At 67.3% G+C, this 21,182-nt stretch carries 17 protein-coding genes and 1 pseudogene; 5 read left to right on the top strand and 13 right to left on the bottom strand.

Translation table 11 applies throughout. From position 1 onward, the window contains the following. The 4 genes and pseudogenes from WCL10_RS19535 to WCL10_RS19520 all read right to left on the bottom strand — a co-directional run. Positions 1-955, bottom strand: a pseudogene (locus WCL10_RS19535) (hypothetical protein); the annotation flags it as partial. A 31-nt stretch (positions 956-986) separates the two neighbouring features. Continuing rightward, positions 987-1,541, bottom strand: coding sequence for an acyltransferase (locus tag WCL10_RS19530; RefSeq protein WP_336897321.1), 555 nt, complete (start codon positions 1,539-1,541; stop codon positions 987-989). Continuing rightward, positions 1,538-2,575, bottom strand: coding sequence for a glycosyltransferase (locus WCL10_RS19525; protein ID WP_336897322.1), 1,038 nt, complete (start codon positions 2,573-2,575; stop codon positions 1,538-1,540). The genes WCL10_RS19530 and WCL10_RS19525 overlap by 4 nt, the downstream gene beginning before the upstream one ends. 655 nt (positions 2,576-3,230) lie before the next feature. Beyond that, a complete protein-coding gene (locus tag WCL10_RS19520; protein ID WP_336897320.1) occupies positions 3,231-5,399 on the bottom strand; it encodes a polysaccharide biosynthesis tyrosine autokinase in 2,169 nt (722 codons plus the stop codon). A 504-nt stretch (positions 5,400-5,903) separates the two neighbouring features. On the opposite strand from WCL10_RS19520, the gene WCL10_RS19515 reads away from it, so the two are divergent. Continuing rightward, positions 5,904-6,506: a polysaccharide biosynthesis/export family protein gene (locus tag WCL10_RS19515; RefSeq protein WP_336897319.1), complete on the top strand. Its 603-nt coding sequence runs from the start codon at positions 5,904-5,906 to the stop codon at positions 6,504-6,506. 10 nt (positions 6,507-6,516) lie between these two features. Here the strand turns inward: WCL10_RS19515 and WCL10_RS19510 are convergent, their stop codons facing one another. Continuing rightward, positions 6,517-6,984, bottom strand: coding sequence for an HPP family protein (locus WCL10_RS19510; RefSeq protein ID WP_336897318.1), 468 nt, complete (start codon positions 6,982-6,984; stop codon positions 6,517-6,519). Positions 6,985-7,243: 259 nt separating this feature from the next. Between WCL10_RS19510 and WCL10_RS19505 the strand changes: the two genes are divergently transcribed. Further along, the gene (locus tag WCL10_RS19505) at positions 7,244-8,719 is read left to right on the top strand and encodes a carboxylesterase family protein (RefSeq protein WP_336897317.1); all 1,476 of its coding nucleotides are present in this window, start codon (positions 7,244-7,246) and stop codon (positions 8,717-8,719) included. A gap of 109 nt (positions 8,720-8,828) precedes the next feature. Beyond that, positions 8,829-9,719 carry an MBL fold metallo-hydrolase gene (locus WCL10_RS19500; protein WP_336897316.1) on the top strand — a complete coding sequence of 297 codons (891 nt, stop codon included), beginning with the start codon at positions 8,829-8,831 and terminating at the stop codon, positions 9,717-9,719. A 9-nt stretch (positions 9,720-9,728) separates the two neighbouring features. Here WCL10_RS19500 and WCL10_RS19495 read toward each other — a convergent pair whose 3' ends face one another. The 4 genes from WCL10_RS19495 to WCL10_RS19480 all read right to left on the bottom strand — a co-directional run bounded on the left by WCL10_RS19495 (position 9,729) and on the right by WCL10_RS19480 (position 16,182). Next, positions 9,729-12,347 (bottom strand): hypothetical protein, encoded by a 2,619-nt coding sequence (locus WCL10_RS19495; protein WP_336897315.1) that lies wholly within the window; start codon positions 12,345-12,347, stop codon positions 9,729-9,731. Between the two features lie 121 nt (positions 12,348-12,468). Continuing rightward, entirely contained in the window at positions 12,469-13,470 is a 1,002-nt protein-coding gene (locus tag WCL10_RS19490) for a carbon-nitrogen hydrolase family protein (RefSeq protein WP_336897314.1), read from the bottom strand. 119 nt (positions 13,471-13,589) lie between these two features. After that, on the bottom strand, positions 13,590-14,831 hold the full coding sequence (locus tag WCL10_RS19485) for a cell wall hydrolase (RefSeq protein WP_336897313.1): 1,242 nt from the start codon (positions 14,829-14,831) through the stop codon (positions 13,590-13,592). A gap of 16 nt (positions 14,832-14,847) precedes the next feature. Continuing rightward, positions 14,848-16,182: an outer membrane beta-barrel protein gene (locus WCL10_RS19480; RefSeq protein ID WP_336897312.1), complete on the bottom strand. Its 1,335-nt coding sequence runs from the start codon at positions 16,180-16,182 to the stop codon at positions 14,848-14,850. Positions 16,183-16,391: 209 nt separating this feature from the next. Between WCL10_RS19480 and WCL10_RS19475 the strand changes: the two genes are divergently transcribed. Continuing rightward, the gene (locus WCL10_RS19475) at positions 16,392-16,892 is read left to right on the top strand and encodes a hypothetical protein (RefSeq protein WP_336897311.1); all 501 of its coding nucleotides are present in this window, start codon (positions 16,392-16,394) and stop codon (positions 16,890-16,892) included. On the opposite strand, the gene WCL10_RS19470 is transcribed toward WCL10_RS19475, so the two are convergent. From WCL10_RS19470 to WCL10_RS19455, 4 genes are all read right to left on the bottom strand, one after another. Beyond that, positions 16,817-18,109 (bottom strand): glycosyltransferase, encoded by a 1,293-nt coding sequence (locus WCL10_RS19470; RefSeq protein ID WP_336897310.1) that lies wholly within the window; start codon positions 18,107-18,109, stop codon positions 16,817-16,819. The genes WCL10_RS19475 and WCL10_RS19470 overlap by 76 nt on opposite strands. Next, complete coding sequence (locus WCL10_RS19465; RefSeq protein ID WP_336897309.1) at positions 18,106-19,374, bottom strand: polysaccharide pyruvyl transferase family protein; 1,269 nt, start codon at positions 19,372-19,374, stop codon at positions 18,106-18,108. The genes WCL10_RS19470 and WCL10_RS19465 overlap by 4 nt, the downstream gene beginning before the upstream one ends. Before the next feature lie 129 nt (positions 19,375-19,503). Further along, a complete protein-coding gene (locus WCL10_RS19460) occupies positions 19,504-20,337 on the bottom strand; it encodes a hypothetical protein (protein ID WP_336897308.1) in 834 nt (277 codons plus the stop codon). A gap of 135 nt (positions 20,338-20,472) precedes the next feature. Further along, entirely contained in the window at positions 20,473-20,721 is a 249-nt protein-coding gene (locus WCL10_RS19455; RefSeq protein ID WP_336897307.1) for a hypothetical protein, read from the bottom strand. A gap of 91 nt (positions 20,722-20,812) precedes the next feature. Between WCL10_RS19455 and WCL10_RS19450 the strand changes: the two genes are divergently transcribed. After that, positions 20,813-21,067, top strand: a complete 255-nt coding sequence (locus WCL10_RS19450; RefSeq protein WP_336897306.1) for a hypothetical protein — start codon at positions 20,813-20,815, stop codon at positions 21,065-21,067. The last annotated feature ends 115 nt before the right edge of the window (positions 21,068-21,182 follow it).

Raw genomic sequence — 21,182 nt, 5'->3', positions numbered from 1 at the left:
TATTTAACCGCTGGACTCTCGTTATGACTGAGGGACTGCCGGGGGGCAGGTCACAACGAGCAGCGTCCCGGCAATCCACAGCGCGCGATCGGTCGGCAGCGCGCCGGGGAACAGCAGCGCCCGCGCGAAAAGGATCAGGGCATAGACCGGCAGGCCCGCATAGGCCGTACTCGATGTGCTGAGCGCGAGCGCGGCGCCGAGCAGCGCGGCCGCCGGGCCCGTCCAGCGCGGATCGATCCGCCGCAGCCAGCACTCGAAGCTGAACACGAAGAGCACGAGCGCATAGCCGGCAAAGCTCGAAGCCGAGGTAGGAATGATCGAGCTGCGCGTAAGTGGCATTGCGGAACAACGCGAGGACCGCCTCTATCGGCGTGCCCTTGAGCGCGACCGAGGCAAACCCGGTCAACGCGTGGGCCATCCCCACCACAGCCAGCGTGCGCACCAGCACCATGCGGCCGCGATCGCGCCCGCAGGCAACGAAGCTTGCCAGCGCGGCCAGCAGCGTCCCCGCGAGATAGACCGCCGTGGTCAGGTTCTGCGGCGAGAACGCAAGCGGCCGTACCGCATAGATGTAGGCCAGCGTACTCGAATAGCGCGCCTCGACCCGCCCGCGCAGCGGCGTTACGTCGATCTGCCCGGCAAAGAGGCGCGGCGCGATGAAGGCGACGATCACGCCGTAGACCACGAAGCACAGCAGCCAGCCATTGGCCCTCAGCGCCCGGCCGACTTCGGCCATCTGCCCCGCACCGGGCACCAGTAGCCGCATCGCCACGAACAGCAGCGCGAACTGAACCGGCGGGATCGACGAACCGCCGAGGACCGGCAGCAGGATCGCGGCCGACCCGCCAAACAACGCCGAGCATAGGGCAAAGGCAAACATGGCCTCGACCGACCCGGCGACGAACAGCGCGAGGCCAGCGAGGACCTGGACGGCGCCGATGAAAGTCAGTTCCATGGTTCCGCCCTTTCCGCGGCAAGTGGTTTTTTCATGGCCTGACGAACCCTTCGCCCGCACGCACCACTTTCACGAATTCGGCCGGATTGCCCCGCCAGACCTCGCGAGCCGGTACATCAGAGAACACGACCGACCCCGCAGCGATGACCGCGTGATCGCCGATTGTCACGCCCGGCAGCACGATGACCCCGCGCCCCAGCCAGACATTGCGCCCGAGCTTGACCGGCGCGACACGCACGCCCTGGCCCTCGTGCACCGGATGATGGTTGGTATCGCCGAGCACGCAGCGCGGGCCGATGCGGCAATGCTCGCCGATCCGGACCCAGTGGTGGCACACGATCTCGACCCCGGCGTTAAGGAACCCCCTCGCACCGATCTCCAGCAGTGCGCCGGGCCCGACCTCGATCGCCACCGGCGCACCGTGGCAGCTCAGGTTGACGCGCTCGCCGATCTGGATCCGCCCGCGCCCTTCGATCCGTGGCAGCCCACTGTGGACGAAGAAGCGCTTGCCCGGAATGGTGCCGCGAAGCCGCAGCCGCAGCCATGTGAGCAGCGTGCGCAAGCGGTTGAGCGGTTGGAGCTTCATGCCAGCCCCTCAAGCACGCCCGCGTCGAAGCGCTCGGGGGCAAAGTCTTGCGCGCGGGCCATGGCCTCGACCGGATTGAACTGGGGCAGCCATTGTTCCAGCTGCTGCACCGCCGCGATCAGTGCCTCGGCGGTCTGTTCGGCAAAGAACAGGCCGGTGCGTCCCTCGACGACGCTGTCGAGCGCGCCGCCCCGGCCATAGGCGATCACCGGGCGGCCGGAGGCCATGACCTCGACCGGCACGATGCCGAAATCCTCTTCCGCGGTGAACACCAGCGCACGGCAGCGGGCATAGGCGCGGCGCAGCGCGGCAAAATCGAGCCGGGGGATCATGCGGATCGTTGGCCCCGCACGCTTTCGCAGCATCGCCGCCTGCGGCCCGTCACCCACCACGGTCAGCGGCAGGCCAAGCGCGTTGAACGCATCGATGGCAAGGTCCGCCCGCTTGTAGGGCACGAGCTGGCCGACCCAGAGATAGCCTGGCTCCACTTCATCAGAAGCTGCGAACAGCGCAGAGTCCACCGGCGGATGCACCACCACCGCCTCGCGCCGCCAGGCTTTTGCCACGCGCTCGCGGATGAAGTTCGAATTGGCGAGCACCCGGTCCACCCGCGCCGCCGAACTGGTGTCCCACTGGCGCAGGCGGTGGCACAAGAGCGGCATGACCGCTCGCCGCAGCCAGCCCGCTTCGGCGCGGTAGTCGTGGTAGTGGTCCCACAGATACCGCATCGGCGAGTGCACGTAACACAAGTGCAGCGCATCGGGCGCAGTGATCACGCCCTTGGCCGGCCCGCTCTCGCTGCTGATCACAAGGTCGTAACCGCGCAGGTCGAGCTGTTCGAGCGCCATCGGCATGAGTGGCAAATAGGCCTGATAATGCCGCCGCGCGCCGGGCAGATTCTGGATAAAGCTGGTGCGCACCGTACGCGCATTGATTGCATCGGACATCGCGGCGGGGTCGTAGACATGGGTGAAAATGTCCGCGTCGGGAAAAAGCTCGAGCAACCGCTCAAGCACCCGCTCACCGCCGCGCATCGTCACCAGCCAGTAATGCACGATCGCCACACGGCGAAAGCGCTTGCGCGGATCGGCGGCCTGAGCCGCGCCGTGGTGGATTGCGCCCAGCCCAGGCTGGGGCAGGGGCGGGGCGAAGGCGCGGAGCGCTTCGGCCGAGAAGCTTGCCTCGCCGCGCAGAGCAACAGGCAAACCTGCATGCTCCGGCTTGACCAGCATGGCAGCCGGGTCGCCCGACAAAACGGGCATCACACCTGCCTCAGCGGCTGCCAAACGCATTGGCATTCCGGCCAGCGTCAGCGCGCCGGCAGCCATGTCGATCGCCGCAGCCGCCGTATGCACCGTGCCCGCGGCCGCCTCGACCGCAGCTGCAGCGCGCACGACCGCCGCTGCTGCCGCCTCGACCGAACGCGCCGCCGGATCACCGCCGCGCGCCGCAGCGGCCGCATCAACCGCCACAGCATCCGTTCCCGAAAGACCCTGCTCCTCGGCGGTGCACTGCTTGCCAGTGCCCTCCTCGCCAGGCGCGCCGCCAGATCCATCAACCCCTGCCACGTCGAAGTTCGTCGCCTCGGCCGCGGAATGGGGCTCGCCAGTGCCTGGTCCGCCGCGCAGCAGGAAGGGGGCTGCGGCTGCCCCTTCGGGACCGGGGAGCTGTGAGGAGGAGGAGGCCGCCTCAGGCATAGTAGCGCTTGTACGAGTGGTAAAAGGCGTCATCGCCATAGCCGAAGCGCGCCTGCTTGCGCATGTCGACGCGCGTAAGGGCGACGCCGGCGAGCTGCACCCGATCATCAGGCAAAAGCCGCAGCGCCGAGCGCAGCGCCGCTTCGGGCGTCTTGCGCCAGCGGACCACGAAGACCGAGGCATCGGCCTTGCGCAGCATCAGCCGGGCGTCGGCAATCGGCAGCACCGGTGCGGTATCGATGATCACCGCGTCGAACATCTCGCGCGCCGTCTGCAGCATGCGGTCCATCTCCTCGCCGGTCAGCATTTCCGGCGCATCGTTGTTGCTCTGCGCGAGGGGCAGGATGTTGAGCCCGGTGGCGGGATCGACCACCAGCGCGGCTTCGAGCGGCGCGCTGCCGCGCAGCACGTCCATAAGCCCGGGATGTCCGGCATCGCCGCGCAGGAAGCGGCTCACCCCCTGGCGCCTGAGATCCCCGTCAATCAGCAGCACCCGATCACCCGAAAGCGCCATTGAGCGCGCAAGGCAGATCGCGGTCGTGGTCTTGCCCTCGTCGGGCAGCGCCGAGGTCAGCGCGATCACCCGTGCCTTGGTCGTGTTCATCGCGATCGAGGCGCGCAGCGAGCGGAAGCTTTCGGCAAAGGCCGAGCGCGGATCCTCCAACAGGGCCGCCATCGGGACTTTCTCCTCGCCCCGCCAGACTGAACCAAGCGTCGGAATCGAGCCGAGGTAGCGCACCGCCAGCCGCTGCTCGATGTCGTCACCTGTGGTCACACCGCTGAAGGTCATCTCCGCAGCAAACGCCGCCGCCACTCCGAGCCCGAGGCCGAGCGCGACCGAGAGCACCATGTTGAGCAAAACATTGGGGCTGGTCGGCTTCAATGGCGCCGAGGCCGGATGCAGCAGGTCGGCATCGGCCTGCTCGGTGCCTTCCCGCGCGGTCAGTTCCTTGAAGCGGTTGAGATAGCTTTCGTAGAGTGCATTCGAAGTCTCCGCCCGCTTTTCGAGATCCTGCAGCCCGACCATCGCGGCGTTGTTCTGCGCCAGCGTGCCGCGCGATTGCTGCAGCGAGCCGGTGAGCGAAGCGAGCCGCTGCTGCGAAACCCGCGCGCGCGCCTCAAGGCTGGAAATCACGCGCTGCGTCTCGTCCGAAATGCGCGCGTCGATCGCACCAAGCGCGGCCTTGGCGCGCAGCACGTCGGGATGGCGCGGGCCATAGCGTGCGGTGAGCGAGGCAAGTTCGGTTGACGCGGTCGCCTGCTGCGCCCGGAGCGAGCCGATCGCGGGCGAGGCGGCCACTTCGCCCACCCCGCCGGCACTTCCTCCCAGCGCCAGCTGCCGCCGTGCCGCATCGAGCCGCGCCCCGTCCTCGCTCGCTTCCGCCCGCGCGGTGGTGACGGCCTGATTGTAGCTCGAGATTTCCTGCTCGGTCAGCGTGCCCATCGTAGTCGAGAGCAGGTTGTTGGCGATGCGATAGCGCTGCACCGCCGCGGTATCGCCCAGCGCCTGCTGACGCAGCTGCTCCAGCCGCTCGGCAATCGTGGTCGTTGTCGCCCGCGCCGCCTTGCGCTTCGCATCAAGCGCGCCGGCGGTGTATTGTGAAGCAAAGGTATTGGCGATGTTGGCCGCACGGGCCGGATCGCCGTCCTCGAAAGTGATGGCGATACCGTAGGTCGTGCTGATGCGCGTGGCCGCCACGCCCTTTCGCAGCCAGGCAATCGCAGCGGCGCGGGCGCCTTGCGCGGCCTTGGCAAACCGCTCTTCCCTCGCGAGCCCCAGCTGATCCGCGACTGCGGCAAGGTTGGCCTCGGACGTGACCACGGCCACTTGCGTGTCGACATAGCCCTCGCTCGGGATCGCGGCCTGAACCGGACCGTCGCTCGTGCTGGTCGGCGCGACCGATTGCGGGCGGCTGTTGAGCGTGACCTCGGCGCGGGCGGTATAGGTGCGCGGTTGAAGTGCGGTAAGCGTGAGGCCCGCCGCCAGCACTGCCAGCAGCACCGCGAGGAACACCCCGAGGCGGCGGCGGAACACCGCGAAGAGCAGCCTCAAATCTATCCGATCCGCCGCAGGGGGCGGCACCCTGGGTTCGAAAGCGAGCCCGGGCACCATGCCAGGCACCCCGCCAGTGTTGCGATAGAGGCCGACTGCCGTGTTCACCCCTGTTTCTCCTCGATCGACCGGCCTTGCCCCGCAGAATGGCTCTGGCAAAAACCGGATTGGCACAAAATTCACTTGCGGGAGGACGTCAGGACCCCTCGCTGCTCGGTTGGAGACTAGGCCAGGGTCCGCGACGGGGAAGGCGAAGCGTATCCGCTGCGGAGGCAATCCGGGGGCATTGAGGCTGCCGGCATGCATCACAGGATCGCTGCGCGCCTTCGCGGGCGCAGTCCGAAGCTTCGTACGGTCCTGCATCCCGCATCCTCGGACCAAGGGCAAATCCGGGTGATTGCTTAAGGATTTGTGCACCATTGGCGGCATGCCGGCCCCGCCTAGATAGTGTGGCGGGGTGCATCCGCAGTCGTGCGCTGGGCGCCAGAGGAGCGCCGCGCGGAACTCCTCCAAGTCGGAGGAAACGGCAAGGGCTCCTGCAATTGCGCTTTGCGGCGCGCGACATAGACTTGGGGCATCGGGAAATCAGTCGGAAAGCATTGGAGATTTCGCATGGATGACAAGCACGAGAAGGTTCGGCGCACGCACCGGGCATGGGCGCTTGCGCTGACCGTATTCCTATCGGCGCCGCTCGGCGGCTGTGCCGGAGCGGGCGCTCCGCCGATCTCGAGCGCGGAGGTTGCGGCTGGGCTGGAGAGCTACCGGCTGGGTGCCGGGGACCGCGTGCGCGTCACCGTGTTCAACGAGCCTTCGCTCACGGGTGAGTACAACATCACCCCCGGCGGCGCGCTTGCCTTCCCGCTGATCGGGGTGGTGGGAGCCGGGGGCCGCACGATCGACGCGGTGCAGAAGGAGCTCACCGGCAAGCTTGCCGAGGGCTACGTGAACGACCCGCGCGTGAGCGTCGAGGTGCTGACCTACCGGCCGTTCTACATCCTGGGGGAGGTTAACCGACCTGGTGAGTATTCCTATGCCTCCGGGATGACAGTTGAACAGGCCATCGCCCGCGCCGGCGGCTTTACGTATCGCGCCAACGAAAAGACGGTGTTCCTGCGTCGGCAGACCGGTGCGGGCGAAAGCGCGGTGGCACTGCGCAGTGCGCAGGTCGCGGTGCTGCCGGGCGATACGATTCGCGTCGGAGAGCGGTACTTCTAGGCGCGGCGGTTCAGGCGGGGGCGGGTTGCGGATCGGCGCGGTCGAGAGCGAACGCCGCGAGCAGCAGCAGCGCCGCTCCCAGTGCCACCGCACCGGCGTAGACGGGCATTGTCGCCGTCGTGAAGAAGGGAATTGCCGCGTTTGCCGCCGCAGGAGGATGATAGCAGCGCAGCACCCACATCAGCGTCACGCCCACCGCGACTGCCGGGGCGGCCAGCCATAGCCCAGCCGGATGCGCTGCCGGGCCCGCCAGCAGAAACGCCGCAACGCCGGTCGCGCCGCAGACGACATGGCTCAGGCTCGCCGCACGCGGGCGGGCCGCCGGAACCTCGCGGCACCCGAGGATGAGCGCGGTGCTCGATGCCCAAGATGGAAGCATCAGCGCAAAGCCGGCCAGCCACGAAGCAAGGACCAGCGCCTGCAGCATGAGCAGGGTGAGGGCGAAGATCCCCGCGGCCCGGCCCCATTCCCTACGCATGCTCCCGTCTCCTTCGGCCCGCAAGCGCGGTAGCGCGGTGCGCGCGCCGTCGCCAGCCTTAACCGGAAAAGCGCCTGTCGAGCACGATCCAGGCCGCGCCCCGGTTGCGGATCCGGCTGGCGCAGGGCACACTGCGGAGCGGCGGAGGCAGTGCGCCTGGCGGGCCAGGCACCCGGTGATCGCAAGTCTGCCAGCTGCCGGAGGTGCCCTTTACTCGGGAGGCCGGGCGTTGATGCGGCGTTGTCGCTTGTGGCCAATATTGGCGCTCCTTACAGCGGTGCTGCCATGCGCTGCCCGGGCCGAGGGTGATCCGGCCGTGCGGATTGCCGGCCAGACCGTGGCCGGCGTCCGCGAGGCGGATGGTCTCGCCTCGTTTCGCGGTATCGCCTATGCGCAGCCTCCGGTTGGCGCGCTGCGCTGGAAGCCGCCGCAGCCCCTGGCCGCCCCGACCGGCAGCGTGGACGCGACCTCCTTCGCCCCCGCTTGTCCGCAAGGGGAAGGCAACACCCGCTGGTATCGCCGCTTGGCGCGGGCGATGGGCGCTGATCCCACGGTTGTGCCCGCCATCGCGGGGATCAGCGAGGATTGCCTGTACCTAAATGTTTGGACGCCGCAGCCCAGTGCCGGCCAGCGCCTCCCGGTCATGGTCTGGATCCATGGCGGATCGAACGAGAACGGCTATGCCTACGAGCCGAACTATCTCGGCGGGCCGCTGGCCCGGCAGGGCGTCGTGGTCGTCTCGATCGCGTATCGTCTGGGGCTGCTCGGCTTCTTCGCGCATCCCTCGCTCGGCGCGGACGCGAGCGGACGGCAGGGGCTCATGGACCAGATCGCGGCGCTGCGCTGGGTCAAGGCGCATATCGCGGTCTTCGGCGGCGATCCGGCTCGCGTGACAGTGTTCGGCGAATCCGCCGGGGGCACCGATATCGCCATACTGGCCGGGATGCCCGAAGCGCGCGGTCTGTTTGCCCGCGCCATCATCGAGAGCGGCTACCTCGCCCCGGACGGAGTGACCGCTTTGCCCGCGGCACGGCGTTTCGCGGCCAGGCTGTTCGATCCGGCGATTTCCGCGCAGCGGCTGCGTGCACTGCCGTGGCAGGACATCATCGCGCTGCAGGAGCAGAAGCTCGGCGGTCATTTCCACACCCCCGTCGCGCCAGCACCGCGCCGCGCCGGTGTGCCGCTGCTGATCGGCAGCAATGGCAACGAGTATCGCATGTATCTGCCTGCTGATGAAGCCGGCTTGCGGTCGGCGCTCGCGGACGAACTGCGCGGCCTGCCGCGCCGGCAGGCGCAGCGCGTGCGGCACTGGGCCGCGCGGCACGGCGGTGATCTGGCCAGCCGGGTCGATGCGGTGAGTTCCGGCAAGGCCTTCCAATGCCCGGCCCGCCGGATCGCTGATGCGACCGCGGCCAGCCGCCAGCCGGTCCATGTCTACAGCTTCGCGCGCGTCCGGCCTGGCGGGCATGGCCTTGGCGCCTATCACGGGGCGGAGATTCCCTATGTCTTCGGCACGCCCGATGCATGGCTGCCTGCCGAGCCGGCGGACATCTCGGTGTCGCGCCAGATGCAGCAATACTGGCTGAACTTTGCGCGGACCGGCAGTCCGGATGGCCCCGGCCTGCCGCGCTGGCCGCGCTGGACAGCTTCCCGGCCGAGCGTGCTGGTGCTTGACGACAGGACGGCGGCGGGCAGGCCTTCAACGCGCGATCTCTGCAAGCTGCTGGCCCGCTGAGCCGTGCCGGCCTGATACCCCGCTTCTCTCTGCCGCTGGTTGTGAAAGCCAGCGCGCTGAGGCACTCTGGCCCCGCCGGGGAACCGCCCGGCGCAGGAGAGCGCAATCCATGGATCGTTTCGAAATCGGCCACGTCACCGTCCACCGGATCGAGGAATGGCAGGGCACGTTCGCCCCGCCGTCCTACCTCTTCACCGGCTTCACTCCGGAAGGCTGGGACCCTCACGCCGAGGAATTCGCCCCCGAATACTTCGACCCCGCCACGGGCCGCCTCTATGCCTTTCTGCAAAGCTGGGTGCTTGATACCGGCAAGGAGCGGATCCTTTTCGATACTGGAGCGGGCAATGACAAGGACCGGCCGGGCCTCCCCATTTTCGGCAACCTTCAGACCGATTTCCTAGGCAATCTCGCCCGCGCGGGCTACCAGCCTGAGGACATCGACATCGTCGTGTGCTCGCATATCCATGTCGATCATGTCGGCTGGAACACGCGCCTGATCGAGGGCCGGTGGGAACCGACTTTCCGCAACGCGCGCTATGTCCTCCCGTTGGCCGACCGCGCCTATTGGGATCCGGAGGACACCGCGGCCGGCCCCGCCGGCATCGGCGAGGCGGTCAACGGCGGCATGTACGAGGACAGCGTGGCCCCGATCATTTCGGCCGGCCGGGCCGAATGGGCTGACGACAGGTTCGAGGTTGCCGAGGGCCTCACCCTCCATTCCTGCCCGGGCCACACGCCGGGCAGCATGATGCTTGAAGTGGCCGGCAAGGGTGAGACCGGGATGTTCGTCGGCGATGTCGTTCACCACCCCGCGCAGATCTACCGCCCTGAATGGAACAGCGTGTTCTGCGAGGCCCCCGATCAGGCGCGTGAAACCCGCCGCCAGGTGCTCGAAATGGCCGCCGCGCGCGAGGCTTTGCTCATCCCCGCGCACTTCGGCGGCACCCACACCGCCCGCGTGCTGCGCGATGGCACGGGGTTCCGCCCGGTCTTGCGATAACGCTCCGCCTCAGGTGATCCACGAGTGAAGTTCGATGGTGAGCCAGCGCTCGCCTTTGCGCAGCACCAGCGTGGTCCCGCCCGTCCAGCCTAGTGACCAGCGCGAGAAGCCGCGTGTGCCCGAACGGTTCATGATCATCGGCGGCGCATCGAGCAGCCGGAAATCAGGTGTCTTGCGCTGCAGTGCCGCCTCACCCGCCGCGCCGTAGACAAACGCGGGCACGGGCAGCGCCATGCAGGCATAGTCTGCCGGATCGCCCTTGATGAACAGCGGCCAGGTCTCCGCCGTCGGCATCTGGGCCCAGCCGAATCCGAACGGCGCGTCGGCCGGCTTGTCGATGCCTTCGAGCAAGGCCTGATCCTGCCGCCCGCCGATCAGCCGCATCAGAAGCTGCGCGCGCACCTGTCGCTGCGGATCTGCCACCCCGCCGCAGCGCGACCCGTCGCTCCCGACCACGAACGGCGCAGTCGGTGCCGCCTGATCGAGCAGCAGGTGGTGTGCAGCGATGTCGGTCAGCCCGTCGCCATCGCGGTCCGCCTGCATCGCCGCCATCGGCATTTCAAGATAGAGATCGCGCGCCTTGCGCCGTGTGCGCAGCCCGACCGGCGGATAAGTGATCGAGCGCGTATCCAGCAGTGCGACCTCGACTTCGAGCCGGATCGTCTCCCCGTCCAGCAATGGCAGGCGTGAGCTTGCGGGCACGACATAAGGAAAGCTGTCGGCGAGGCCTGTATAAAGCGGCGGCCCCCAGGTCTTCCCGCTGTTGCGGCTCACATGCACCCAGTAGCCGCCCGCACCCACTTCGCCCGAGGGATCGAAGCGGCCCGAGCGACTGACCGCGACTGCCAGCGCGCCCGAAATGCCTGTGCGCACCGGCATGAAGCCCTGCGGCAGCTTGGCCCAGCCGCGCGGCCAGGCGGGACCGGCGCCGTCCTCGTTGCGCTTGCTGTGCAGCGCCGGGGGCAGGGGCTTTTCGGGGAAGGGCGCGGGATCGGGCTCGATTGCTTCCCGGTCAGCCCATGCGGTTCGCTGGTCTTGCGGCCCGGCATCGGTGAAGGCTGCCAGAGTGGCTACCCGCCATGCGTCATGGCGCGCCGCGACATCGGCCCAGCCCGGAAAGCCCGCCGCGGCGATGGCCGCGAAATGCGCGTCGATCTCGGCCTTGTTGTAGTCCTCGCGCCGCACCCCACTCGCAACGCTCGCGCGGTCCTTGCGGCAGAGCGGGGTATATTGCGCCTCGGTCAGCAGCTTGCAGCGCAGCAGGACCATGACCCCGGAGGTATCCTGCCCGTCGTTCAAGGCAACACCCACCTCGACCAGCGGATAGAGATCGGCCCCGGTCTGATCGATCGCCTCGCGCACATAACGGGTTGCGACGGCCTGCGAGATGCGGCCTTCGTGGCCATAGCCGTCCAGCCCGCAGTTGCTCGATGGCCCGTCCTTGGCCGGCGGAACGGCGGCCCCGGCATAGAGGCAATCGACCAGCGCGAGCCGCTCGGCATAGGCTGGATCGCCTTCCAGCAGCGCAGCCGCTTCGCGTTTGCGCCCGCCAAGGACCATCGCGGCGGCAAGGCGGGGCCGCAGGTCGGTGTCGCTCGCGCCGAATGCGAAGCCGCCGCCATCGATCCGTGCCGAAAAGGCGGTCAGGCGCGGCTGGAGCAATGCGGCCTGCGTCTGCGCGTCCTGCGCGTCGAACCGAACGAGGGCCTCGTCGGCCAAACCAGCGTCGAGCAACTGGTCGATCAGAGCGCGCACCAGCCATAGCCGCAGCGCCGGGCGATCGGCGGCCTCGACTCGGTCCAGCCCGCCTTTGTCGAGCAGCCACGCTTCTGGCGAAATAGCTTGAAAGCCCTGCACCTCGTTGCTGGTGAGCAGCATGATCAGCGCGGACGTCCGCTTCTCCGGACTGGCCAGCGCGCCGTCAATCAGTTTCGGGCAGCTGAACCCGCGCGCGAGGCCCCAGTTGGCCAGCGCCTTGTCGGGCGCGCTCGCGAGGATCGGCGCAAAGTCGGTGTCCGTGCAGATTCCGCCGCTATTCAGCGCGGCCGAGGCAATCTCCAGCGCGAGAGTCGCATGGCCGGCGGCGGCCACATGGCGCGCCACTGCTGTCACGAAGGCGGGCCGATAGGCTTTCAGCTCGCCCGAGTTCGAAAGATCATAGCCCGAGACCCGTGCGATCAACAGGTCGCGCACCAGATCCCGCAGGGCATCCGGAGCCATCCCATAGCGCGGCGCCATGCTGGCCACCAAAGCGGGGAGGGGGGCCTTCTTCAGGCCGGCCCGCAAGTCCTTGTCGAAGGAGCTGAATTCGGGTGTCGGCTCGAAATTGTCCCGATCTTCGGTGCTCGCCATAACCTCGGTGGCCAGCGCCTTGTCGGAAAGCAGCAGGGGATTGCGAGGCCGAGCCGATCGCCGGGACACGCTGGCCTCGGCGCTGACCGCCGATACTTCCAGCGGCGCCGTATCCGTGTTGCGGATGACTGACTTCAGCTTCTTGAACGCCTTGGCGTAGGTGTCGGCATCATCTTGCTGCGCCGCCGCCGCTTCCTGCGCGTGGGCCTGTCCGGGCCCGGTGCACCACAAGGCCAAAGCCAAACCAACGCCGCGCCAGCCAAATGTTGCCCGCATGGTCAAGCTCTCCCGGCATCCCGTGCGGTCATTCCGCCGGTTGCACGCAGCGAAGATGCCACGTTGGTCGCGCGCCGCAACCGCATTAAGGCCCGATTTGCGACCTATCTTCGCCGCTGCTTCACGGCTTGGGTTGTTGGTCCTGTGCCGGTACGTCAGCCGCGTCCAGCCCCTGTGCCACCACAATGCTTTGCGGCCTGTAGTCGACATGGAGCTGCAGCACATCAGGCCGGGCATAGTGCCCAGCGCTGTCCGAGACATACTTGAAGCCCGTGATCTCGGCGAAATCGAGTTCGGCGTATAGGATCGTTTCGGTATCGCGGTGCGGCCCCGCGATCAGGCGACCGCTCGGGCCGATGATCGCGCTCCAGCCGCCGCCTTCGCGGATCATTTCTGGCCGGCCGGTCAGCCCCAATGTCTCGATCGTTGCGGCATCGATGCAGGATTGCGCGTTGATCACGAAGCACTGGCCCGCCGCGGCATGGTGCCGCGCCGCCGCCTCGCTCAGGTTGTCGAACACGCCAGAACTCGGATCATGCGTCAGCGCCGAGATGGCGGGCCAGGCGGCGATGTGGATCTGTTCGCCCTGCGTGGTCAGCGCATAGCGCGCCAGATCCATCGAGTGCTCCCAGCAGATCAGCCCGCCAAGGCGCCCCACCGCGGTCTCGACAATGCGCAAGTCCGATCCGTCGCCGCGGCCCCAGACGGTGCGTTCCACATTGGTCGGCTGCAGCTTGCGATGCCGGCCGATGATCTCGCCCTTGTCATCGAAATAGACCAGCGTGTTGTAAAGCGAGCCCCCGTCGCGTTCCGAAATGCCGATGACGACATGGCACCCCGCGCGCTTCGCCGCTGCGCCCAGCGTGGCCGTCGCCTCGGATACCAGCTCGATGCTGTTGGCATAGAAACGCAGATAGAGCTCGCCGCTCATCGCCGGGGTATGAGTCCAGATCCAGAAGGGGTAGCCCGGCAGGAATGTCTCGGGAAAGACCACCAGTTGCGCGCCGTTCGCCCCTGCCTCGGCGATCAGCGCGCAGGCTTTGGCAACCCCGGCCTCGCGGTCGAGAAAGGGGGAGGCGGCATGGACTGCGGCGACATGCACGCGGGGGAACGGGTCACCCATAAGGCCTCTCCTTGATGCTTTCGCCCAAGGGTATCAGGCCAAGCCGGGCGGCCCGCAAGCCCGAAACCGGGCCGCATTCCGCACCGTGACGCACTGGGGGGTTTTGCAGCCGCCCCCCCTCAGCGCCACTCCGCAAGCAGCCGGGCCAGCGCCGCGCCTTGGGGCAGGCAGCGCGCGGGGTTGGCGCGGGGGAGGGCGGCACAATCCCACCATGCACCTTCGGCGCCGCTGCGCCGGTCGCGCACGTAGACGAAGCCGGGACCCTGCCCGGGCGCGGCGCCGAGCAGCTCGCCTATGACCGCGCACCGATCGCGCTCGGCACAGGCGGCCAGCGCGCGCATGGCATACGTGCCCGGAAACGCGGCGGGATCGAGCATCAGAACAATCCGCGATGTAGGTCTCGCCGCATCAGGGCCGGAAGCCGGGGCCGCAGCGGCAATAGTGTTGAGCCGGGCGCCGGGGCGGACAGGATCCTCCACATCGTCGAGCGGCAGATAGGCGAGCGGTGCCGCACCGCGCGGCAGGGCCGCGGGATCGGCGTCGACCGGTCCCGCGCCTGCGCCGCCATGCGCGGCCGAAAGTCCGGCCAGCAGGCCGATGCGCGGCTCCTCCCCGCCGGCGCTTTCGCGCAGCACCGCCGCGCTGCCCCAGGTGCCGGGCCAGCGGTAGAACAAGTGGAGCCCCACTTGCGCGAGCTTGACGAGGCCGCTGCGCCACACCGGTACGACATAATCCGCGTGGTAATGCGTCGCGAGGCCGACGCGCGGATCGACCGCGCCGACCAGTGCTGCCGCCGCCACCGCGCGTGAGCGCGCCCAGGCCGCAGCGCCCGGCCGGCGCGCGGCCATCGACCCGTCGCAAGTGAAGCTGAACTGGCACCCCGTCACCCGCTCGGATCCCTGGAATACCACGCCGCAGACGCTGGCCGGAAAGGCGGGATGGCGCACGCGGTTGAGCACGACTTGCACAACCGCGCGCATCCCCGAAGGATCGTCCCCCGCCTCGTACCATGCGGCTGCAGCCAGACAGTCGAGAGCGCGCGCTTCGGCGCCTGTATCTTGCGCGGCGAGGCGGAAAGGCGCCGCCGAAGCTGTGGGCGGTATGATCGGCACTGCGGCATTGGCGGCCCGCGCGGTTTCGGGAAGATAGGGTAGCAGCGCAGCGGGATCGGGCAGTGGCGGCGGAAACGCGAGGCGCACTTGCGGGCCTGCAGGCGGCGGCGCGAGCAGCGAGAGCGCTGTTCCCAGTCCGGCCAGAAATGCCAGTGCCACCGCCAGCCGCAGCGCCAGCGCGCGCGTCGGCGTCCACCACAGCTGAAGCGGCGGGGCGGCGGCGGCCAATGGAGCGGTGTAGGCGTTCATGCCCGAGGTCCGCCGGTCACAGCCGCCAGCGCAGGGAGACCGCCACGCGGTTGCGGTCAAACGCGCGGCCCGGGCTTACCGCGCCCGAATTGCGGCCGAGGTTGTGAGCATAGTCGGCCCCGATCTCGAAGTGCTCGCTCAGCCGCCAGCCCATGCCCAGCGAGGTGTTCAGATAGCGCTCCTGCCGGCGCTGCGCGCCGAGGGGCACCTGAAAATCGGCCACGAGATAGCGGACCGAGGGGCGCAGGATCAGCGTGCGCAGCAGTTCGTGCTCGGCCGAAAGTGCGATTTCGTGCTGCTGAATGCCCGCGATCCCGGCAATCGGCGAGCGCTGGAAGCTACGCCCGCCGACCAGCCGCAGCGTGGTCAGGCGCGTCGGGCTCCATTTGAGCTGCGCGTTGTAGGCAAGGCCGCTGATCCGCGGAAACACGGGCGATACGAAGTCTTGCCGCACATAGCCGAGCCCGATTTCGCCCTGCAGCAGTCGGTTGAGTCCGAACGAGAGCCCGGCCAGTGCCACCAGCCCGTGCGAATTGCGGTTGGGCCCGACTGGCGGGGCGAGATAGCGGTTGTCGTTCAGCGCGAGGCTGGCAAAGGCCGCGACCCCGGGGCCGACCCCGAAGGCCGCGCGCAGCGTGCCGGTCAGCGCCTCGAAATCGCGGGGGGAGAGGTCGATCACTGCTCCCGCCAACTCGCGGTCCTCGTAGCGGTAGCGCTCGTAGCGGCCGCCCAGAGCCAGCCGCAGGCGGGCAAAGCTCTGCTCGATCTCGGCGCCGCCGGTGAGCACCCGATAGGCAATCGGCGCCGCGCCGAACAGCGTATCGCCGCTGGTGCCGCGCGATTCGATCCGCCGCGCCGTGCCGATATCGCCGGACAAGCGCGTGTCGCCCGCGATATCGAGCCGCCCGTCGAGCTTTACCGCGTATGTCTCGACATTCTCGGTCTTCAGCCTGGACCAGCGCTTCACCGCGCCTTCCGCCGCAAGGCCGAGCGCATGGCGCGACCACTGCGAGCGCACGGTGAGGGCGGGCAGGATCGCCAGCGCGATATCGCCGCGCTTTGCGTCGCTGTGGGAATAGACATTGTCAGTCGCGTCCGCCTCAATCCCGAAGCTGGGGGAAATGAGCAGGCTGCCGATGCGGGCGCCGCTGGTTTCCACCTCGGGCCGCGCGCGGGCGCTCACCGTGTCGCGCTCCATGCGCGGATCGACCGTCGTCTGCGCACGTGCGGCCACGGTCGGGGCGATCAGGCCGACGAGGCAGAGCGAGAGTGCGCCCGGCCGCCCGATGGCGGCCGCCCGCCGCTTGACCCAGCCTCGTCTTCCGCCGTCCACCCCGCGCATCAGAGCCATTGCCCGAACCCTGTCCTTCCGCTTCCGCCGGCCCGCCGCCGCCTTCCAAGGTCGCTGGGTACCATCGTTTCGAGCCACGCAGGCACGCAGTTAGGCCCGTTTCTGAGCAATCTCCCTTAGTCGGACCTGTTCGGAACCGGCGGGTTTGCGCCGGGTTAACCACTGGCGGAAAGCGTTCCTTGAGCAGACAGGCCGCACAACCTGTGGCCATGGACGCCCTGCTTTCCCGCATCACGCCCGGTCAGGTGGCGCGCGCCGCGAAGATCGGCGCGCTGCTCATCGCCTTTGCGCTCACCTCCGGCTATGTGACCGACCACCTGACCATCGAGCTTGCGGGCGTTGGCTCGTTCTTTCTTGCCGTGCTGCTGCTTCTCGCCTTCCCGGGGCAGCGCAGCTCCGAATTGCTTGGCGCATTGGCGATCTGGCTGACCTATGCCGAGTTCATGGCCGCGATCCAGAGTGGACATTTCAGCCTCTGGCGCTGGGCGGTTGTGCTGGCGACGCTTTCGTTGGTGATCGTGCCGATCAAGGTTCAACACTTGCGCCAGCTGGCGCGCACCAACCCCTATCAGCCGATCCGCGAGCTGGACCGGCGCTTGTGGTCCGCCGCCGGGCGGGAGGCAGCGCCCGCGCCCTATGTCCCTGCCGCACTCGCCGCGATCAGCTTTGATCCCGATCCGGATGCGGATCGGGCAAAAGCGGGCGCATGAACCTGTTCCAGACACGCGCCATAGTGGGCGAGCAGTCGATCGATCCAGGCATCGGGTGAGAGCGCGAGGTGGCGCGTGCGGGTGAAAGCCGCGCGGCTCATCGCTTCCGTGCGCGCGTCGTCTCCGGCAAGCGCGGCGAGCGCTGCGGCAAAGGCGGAGGTATCACGCGGATCGACCGCAATGCCGGCCTCCGCCGCCTCGAGATCGGGCGCAAGGAGCGCGCTCGGCGGCAGGACCACCGGCAAGCCTGCAAGCGCCGCTTCCATCGCGACAAGCCCATAGGGTTCGGGATAACGACTGGGCATGACCAGCATGCGTGCTCCCTTGGCCAGCGCGGCGATGCTGGCAGGCGCCAAGCGCCCGGCGAAGCGCGCCTCGGGGTATTCAGCCTCGAGCCGCGTGCGGTCCGCTCCGTCACCCACCAGTTGGATCGGCACACCGGCACGCCGCGCCGCAGCTAGCGCCAGATCGGCGCCTTTGGTCGCCTCGATCCGACCGACGAACAGCACCTCGCGATTGTGCTCGGCCGCGATCCGCGTCTCGCTATAGGGCACGACCGGATTGGGCAGAGAGTGGATCGCTTCGGCCGGAATGCCGGCGCGCATCAGCAGGGGCTTCATGCCCGCATGGATCGCCAGCACCGGGGGCGAGCTGTGCGGGTGGTAGACCCGGCGCTGCACGACATGGCGCACCACGCGCCACGCCTTGTGCGCATGACCGCGCCGGTCGCAAGGCTCCGCCAGACACGCGCGCGAGAGCGCGGCATGCAGGCAGGGCGCACCGCTGGCGAAGTTCGTGAAAGCGCCATTGGGGCATGCGAGGAAGAAATCATGCGCCGAAATCACAAGCCGCGCGCGCACCGGTGCCAAAGCGGCAAAGATCGAGGGCGAGAGGATCTGCGACCAGCCATGAAGGTGATAGACCGTGCCCGGCGTGTCGTTGGCCGCAATCCAGGCGCGTACCATCCGCGCCGCCGCGCGGTTCCACAGCCCGTCGAGCAGCGCCCCGCCGCGCCCGAGCAGGCGCGCCTGGCCCAGCGCGGTTACGCCGATACCGTCCGCTTCCAGCGCCGGGTCCGGCGTGTCGCCCGCAAGGTATGCCACCTGGTACCCGCGCGCGGCAAAGGCACGGGCCGAGGCGACTGCCAGCGCGCTTGCCCCGCCCATGGCGTGCGAGAGATCGTTGATCACCACGATGCGCTCCGGGGCCATGCTCATGCCGCTTCTGCCAGCGGCTGCATCGCGCGGGCAAGCGCCGCAGCCATGCGCGCGATATCGCCGCGCGTATTTGCAATGAGCTGCTCGAGCGCTTCGCGGTCCACCCCCTCGGCCACGGCCTGCCGCGCCAGCGCGGTAAGCGCCCCACCATGGAGCGAGGCGGTATCGGCAATATAGCTGCCGCGCCCGGTCAACGCGAAAAAGCTGTCGAGCTTCACGTCCCAGCGCAGCCCGATTGTGGGAATGGCGAAGGAATGCGCGGCGATGCAGGCATGCATGCGGTGCGCCACGATGAGCTGGCAGCCGGCGATGAATGCGATCATCTCGCCCGGATCGGCGAAGGGGCCCGTCATCGTTACCGGGCCCTTGGCGCGAAGGATCCATTCCGGCCCCATGGCATCGAGATAGTCGCGGTCCTCCGGGCTGCCATTGGTGAAGAGCGCGACGCGAAAGCCCGCGTCGACCAGCGCACGGGCTGCATTGCCGTACCAATCGTCAAGCGCGGTCCGTGTCTCTGCCGCGCTCTGCGCCTCGCCCCCTGTCGCGTGATAGCGCAGCGCCATCGGCGCGGTGACGCACAGGCCAGCCACAGGCGCATCGAAAGGCCTGGGCGGGCGGGGGAAGTGGCAACTTGCCAAGAGACCCGGATCGCCGCTCAGCGCTGCCGGACGCACCCCCTGCGGCACGAGCATGTCGCGCCACGCCGCCTGGCTGCGCGCATCGCGCACCGCCGCATGCCTAAGCTTCGCTGCTCCCAATGCGCGCCCGAACAGCCGCCGCCCGGCCTCTGACCAATGCCGGTTCGCACCCACCCCATAGACCGCGACCGGAAGCCGCAAGCGCACCGCCTGCGCCAATGCGCCTGCGATCTTCATCGGAAAGTTGAGATCGGCATCGGTGAGCAGATTGCCGCCGCCCAGCACCACCGCGTCGCAACGTGCGAGGCGGGCCCGCACGTGGCGCCCCAGCCGCAGCCGCACCAGCAAGCTGAGCGCAAGGCGCGTCACCAGCCGGCGCAGCGCGGCCGGCAGCGCTTCCAGAAGCCCTATCATCGCGGCGCGGCGGCTGGGCGCGATGGCGGGGTAGGCGCGCCGCCCCGCGAGATCGATGGAGAATACCTCCGTCCCCGGGGCAATGCCCTGAAAGGTCCGCGCAAGTTCCGCCTCGAGGCATTCGGACAGCAGGCCATCGCCCAGATTGGGGCTGTACTTCACATTGAGCAGCGCGATCCGGCGCGCGGGATGAAGGCTGGGGACAGAAGTCATGCCGCAGGGGTGTCACGCCCGAGCGGTGCCTCGCAAGCAGGGATAGACCCGGAATCGAGCAGCCTGTCTTTCCCCCTCCTCTTCAGAGGCATCTTTAAATATGCCGTATCCACAAGAAAATGGAGGCGTTCAATTAGCGGCTCTAGCTTTCTGGGTGATTTTGACGGCTTCCGCGTGGAGAGAGTTTATCGCGTTGCGCACCCGATCGATGCATTCAATAAAAAACTCATAAGCGCGAACGCCCTTCAAGGGGCCGTCGGCAAAGCATATGCTAAGGGGGACTTTGAATTGGCCGTCAATGTATCCACCAGCGCCAACGGATATCAGTTTCATCTCGTTTTTTTTGCTATCCCAACCCTCAGTATGGAACGTGCACCCGTTCTCGCTTTTGATCATTCCGCCTACACCTCCTCCGCCCCACGACGATTCTCTATCAGTCGGAGCGACTGAAAGGGAAACCCTGTGCTTATGGGCGCCGCTGATGCGCCCCAACATGCGAAGAACATCATCTCCGCCGGTATAAGTATTCCCAGTTGGGTAAGGTTGGAGACGCCGGAAAAGTTCATACAGCTCCACCGGAATTCCCTTGCAGGGAACCGACCTCCTTTTGCTCAAGGAATTCTCAAGGTCAGTGGGATTTTCCCCAAACGGGAAATGCGTGCGGTTACTAGCCTTGCAGCTCACTGCCTCGGAGGCAGCAGAAGCAGCTTGATCCAAGCAGTCTCGTAGATTCTTGATGATGTTCGCAGCCAGGCCTCTGATAGCAACGGGCATAGGCTTGACTTGCTTCATCTTAACACAGCGTCCCCCAGTTTCAAGGACATCCTCGACAACTAATCTGTAAGCATTACTGTGCTCAAGGAATCTTTTCCCGATGTAATTAAAGTTCTCGATTTCCTCATGGCACCAAAGAAGTAAATGGTCGGGGCTCTCAAAAAGTTCGTCGATGTTTGCAGTGGGCATGTGTTGACACCATGAGTTATAGGGCATTTTCAACTTCAGTGGGGCCTAGTTGGCCAGCGGCTACGAGGCGCTCAGCTTCGGCTAGAAAGCGGGAGCTCTGCTTTTCCTGCCTCTGTTTCGGCTTCTGAGGCTTCTCTACCGCTGCACACCAATCATCTCATAAATGAGCCGCTTTCCCACGATGCCGCGAAGAAGGACATCGGCGTGATTGATGACATTGTAACCCAAAATAGCTCGATTCGAGTAGCAGAAATCGAACTGGGCAAGATAGCGGTGCAGGTGCGTCTTGGCGCAGTCCTGATAGAATCCGCGCATACAGCGCTTGTAGATTGAGGAGCTGACTTCGATGGTGTTGGTACGCACCTCTGGATTGACCCGATCCACTTAGCCGCCCCACATATGCGGGGTAGTGCGAAGCGAAGTGCCGTTACACGAAGCGATACTGCCCGGTGTCATCAGTGAGCAGGTGTGCTTCGTGGGCGATGCTTTCGCGCACAAGCGGAGTCATATTGGCGATGGCAACGCCGTCCACAACGAACTAGCGGCGCGCGCCGGAGTCGCGGCCAAGCAGGTAGAGAACCTTCATCTAATGCTTATATCCCCCCTTTCCACGCTCCACGCCGGGCTCGCGCCCAAGGAAGGTTTCATTGGCTTCAACCATGCCGCCACAGGAGCCAAAGACTTCCATGCCACTGCCTCGCATCGCTTCACGGATACGGTGCGACATTAACCAGGCAGTCTTGAGGGAGACGCCCAGCACGCGGTTAAGCTGGTTGCTTGAAATGCCTTTTGAACCGCCCCGGGATTGCCGGAGGCCCTAACTCCTGAGAGGAAGGGTCTACGAT

Origin of the sequence: Novosphingobium sp. (assembly GCF_037133355.1) — a bacterium.
GTDB lineage: Bacteria > Pseudomonadota > Alphaproteobacteria > Sphingomonadales > Sphingomonadaceae > Novosphingobium.
Note: the sequence above shows the minus strand (reverse complement) of the source record. Positions and strands in the feature narration are given on the sequence as shown.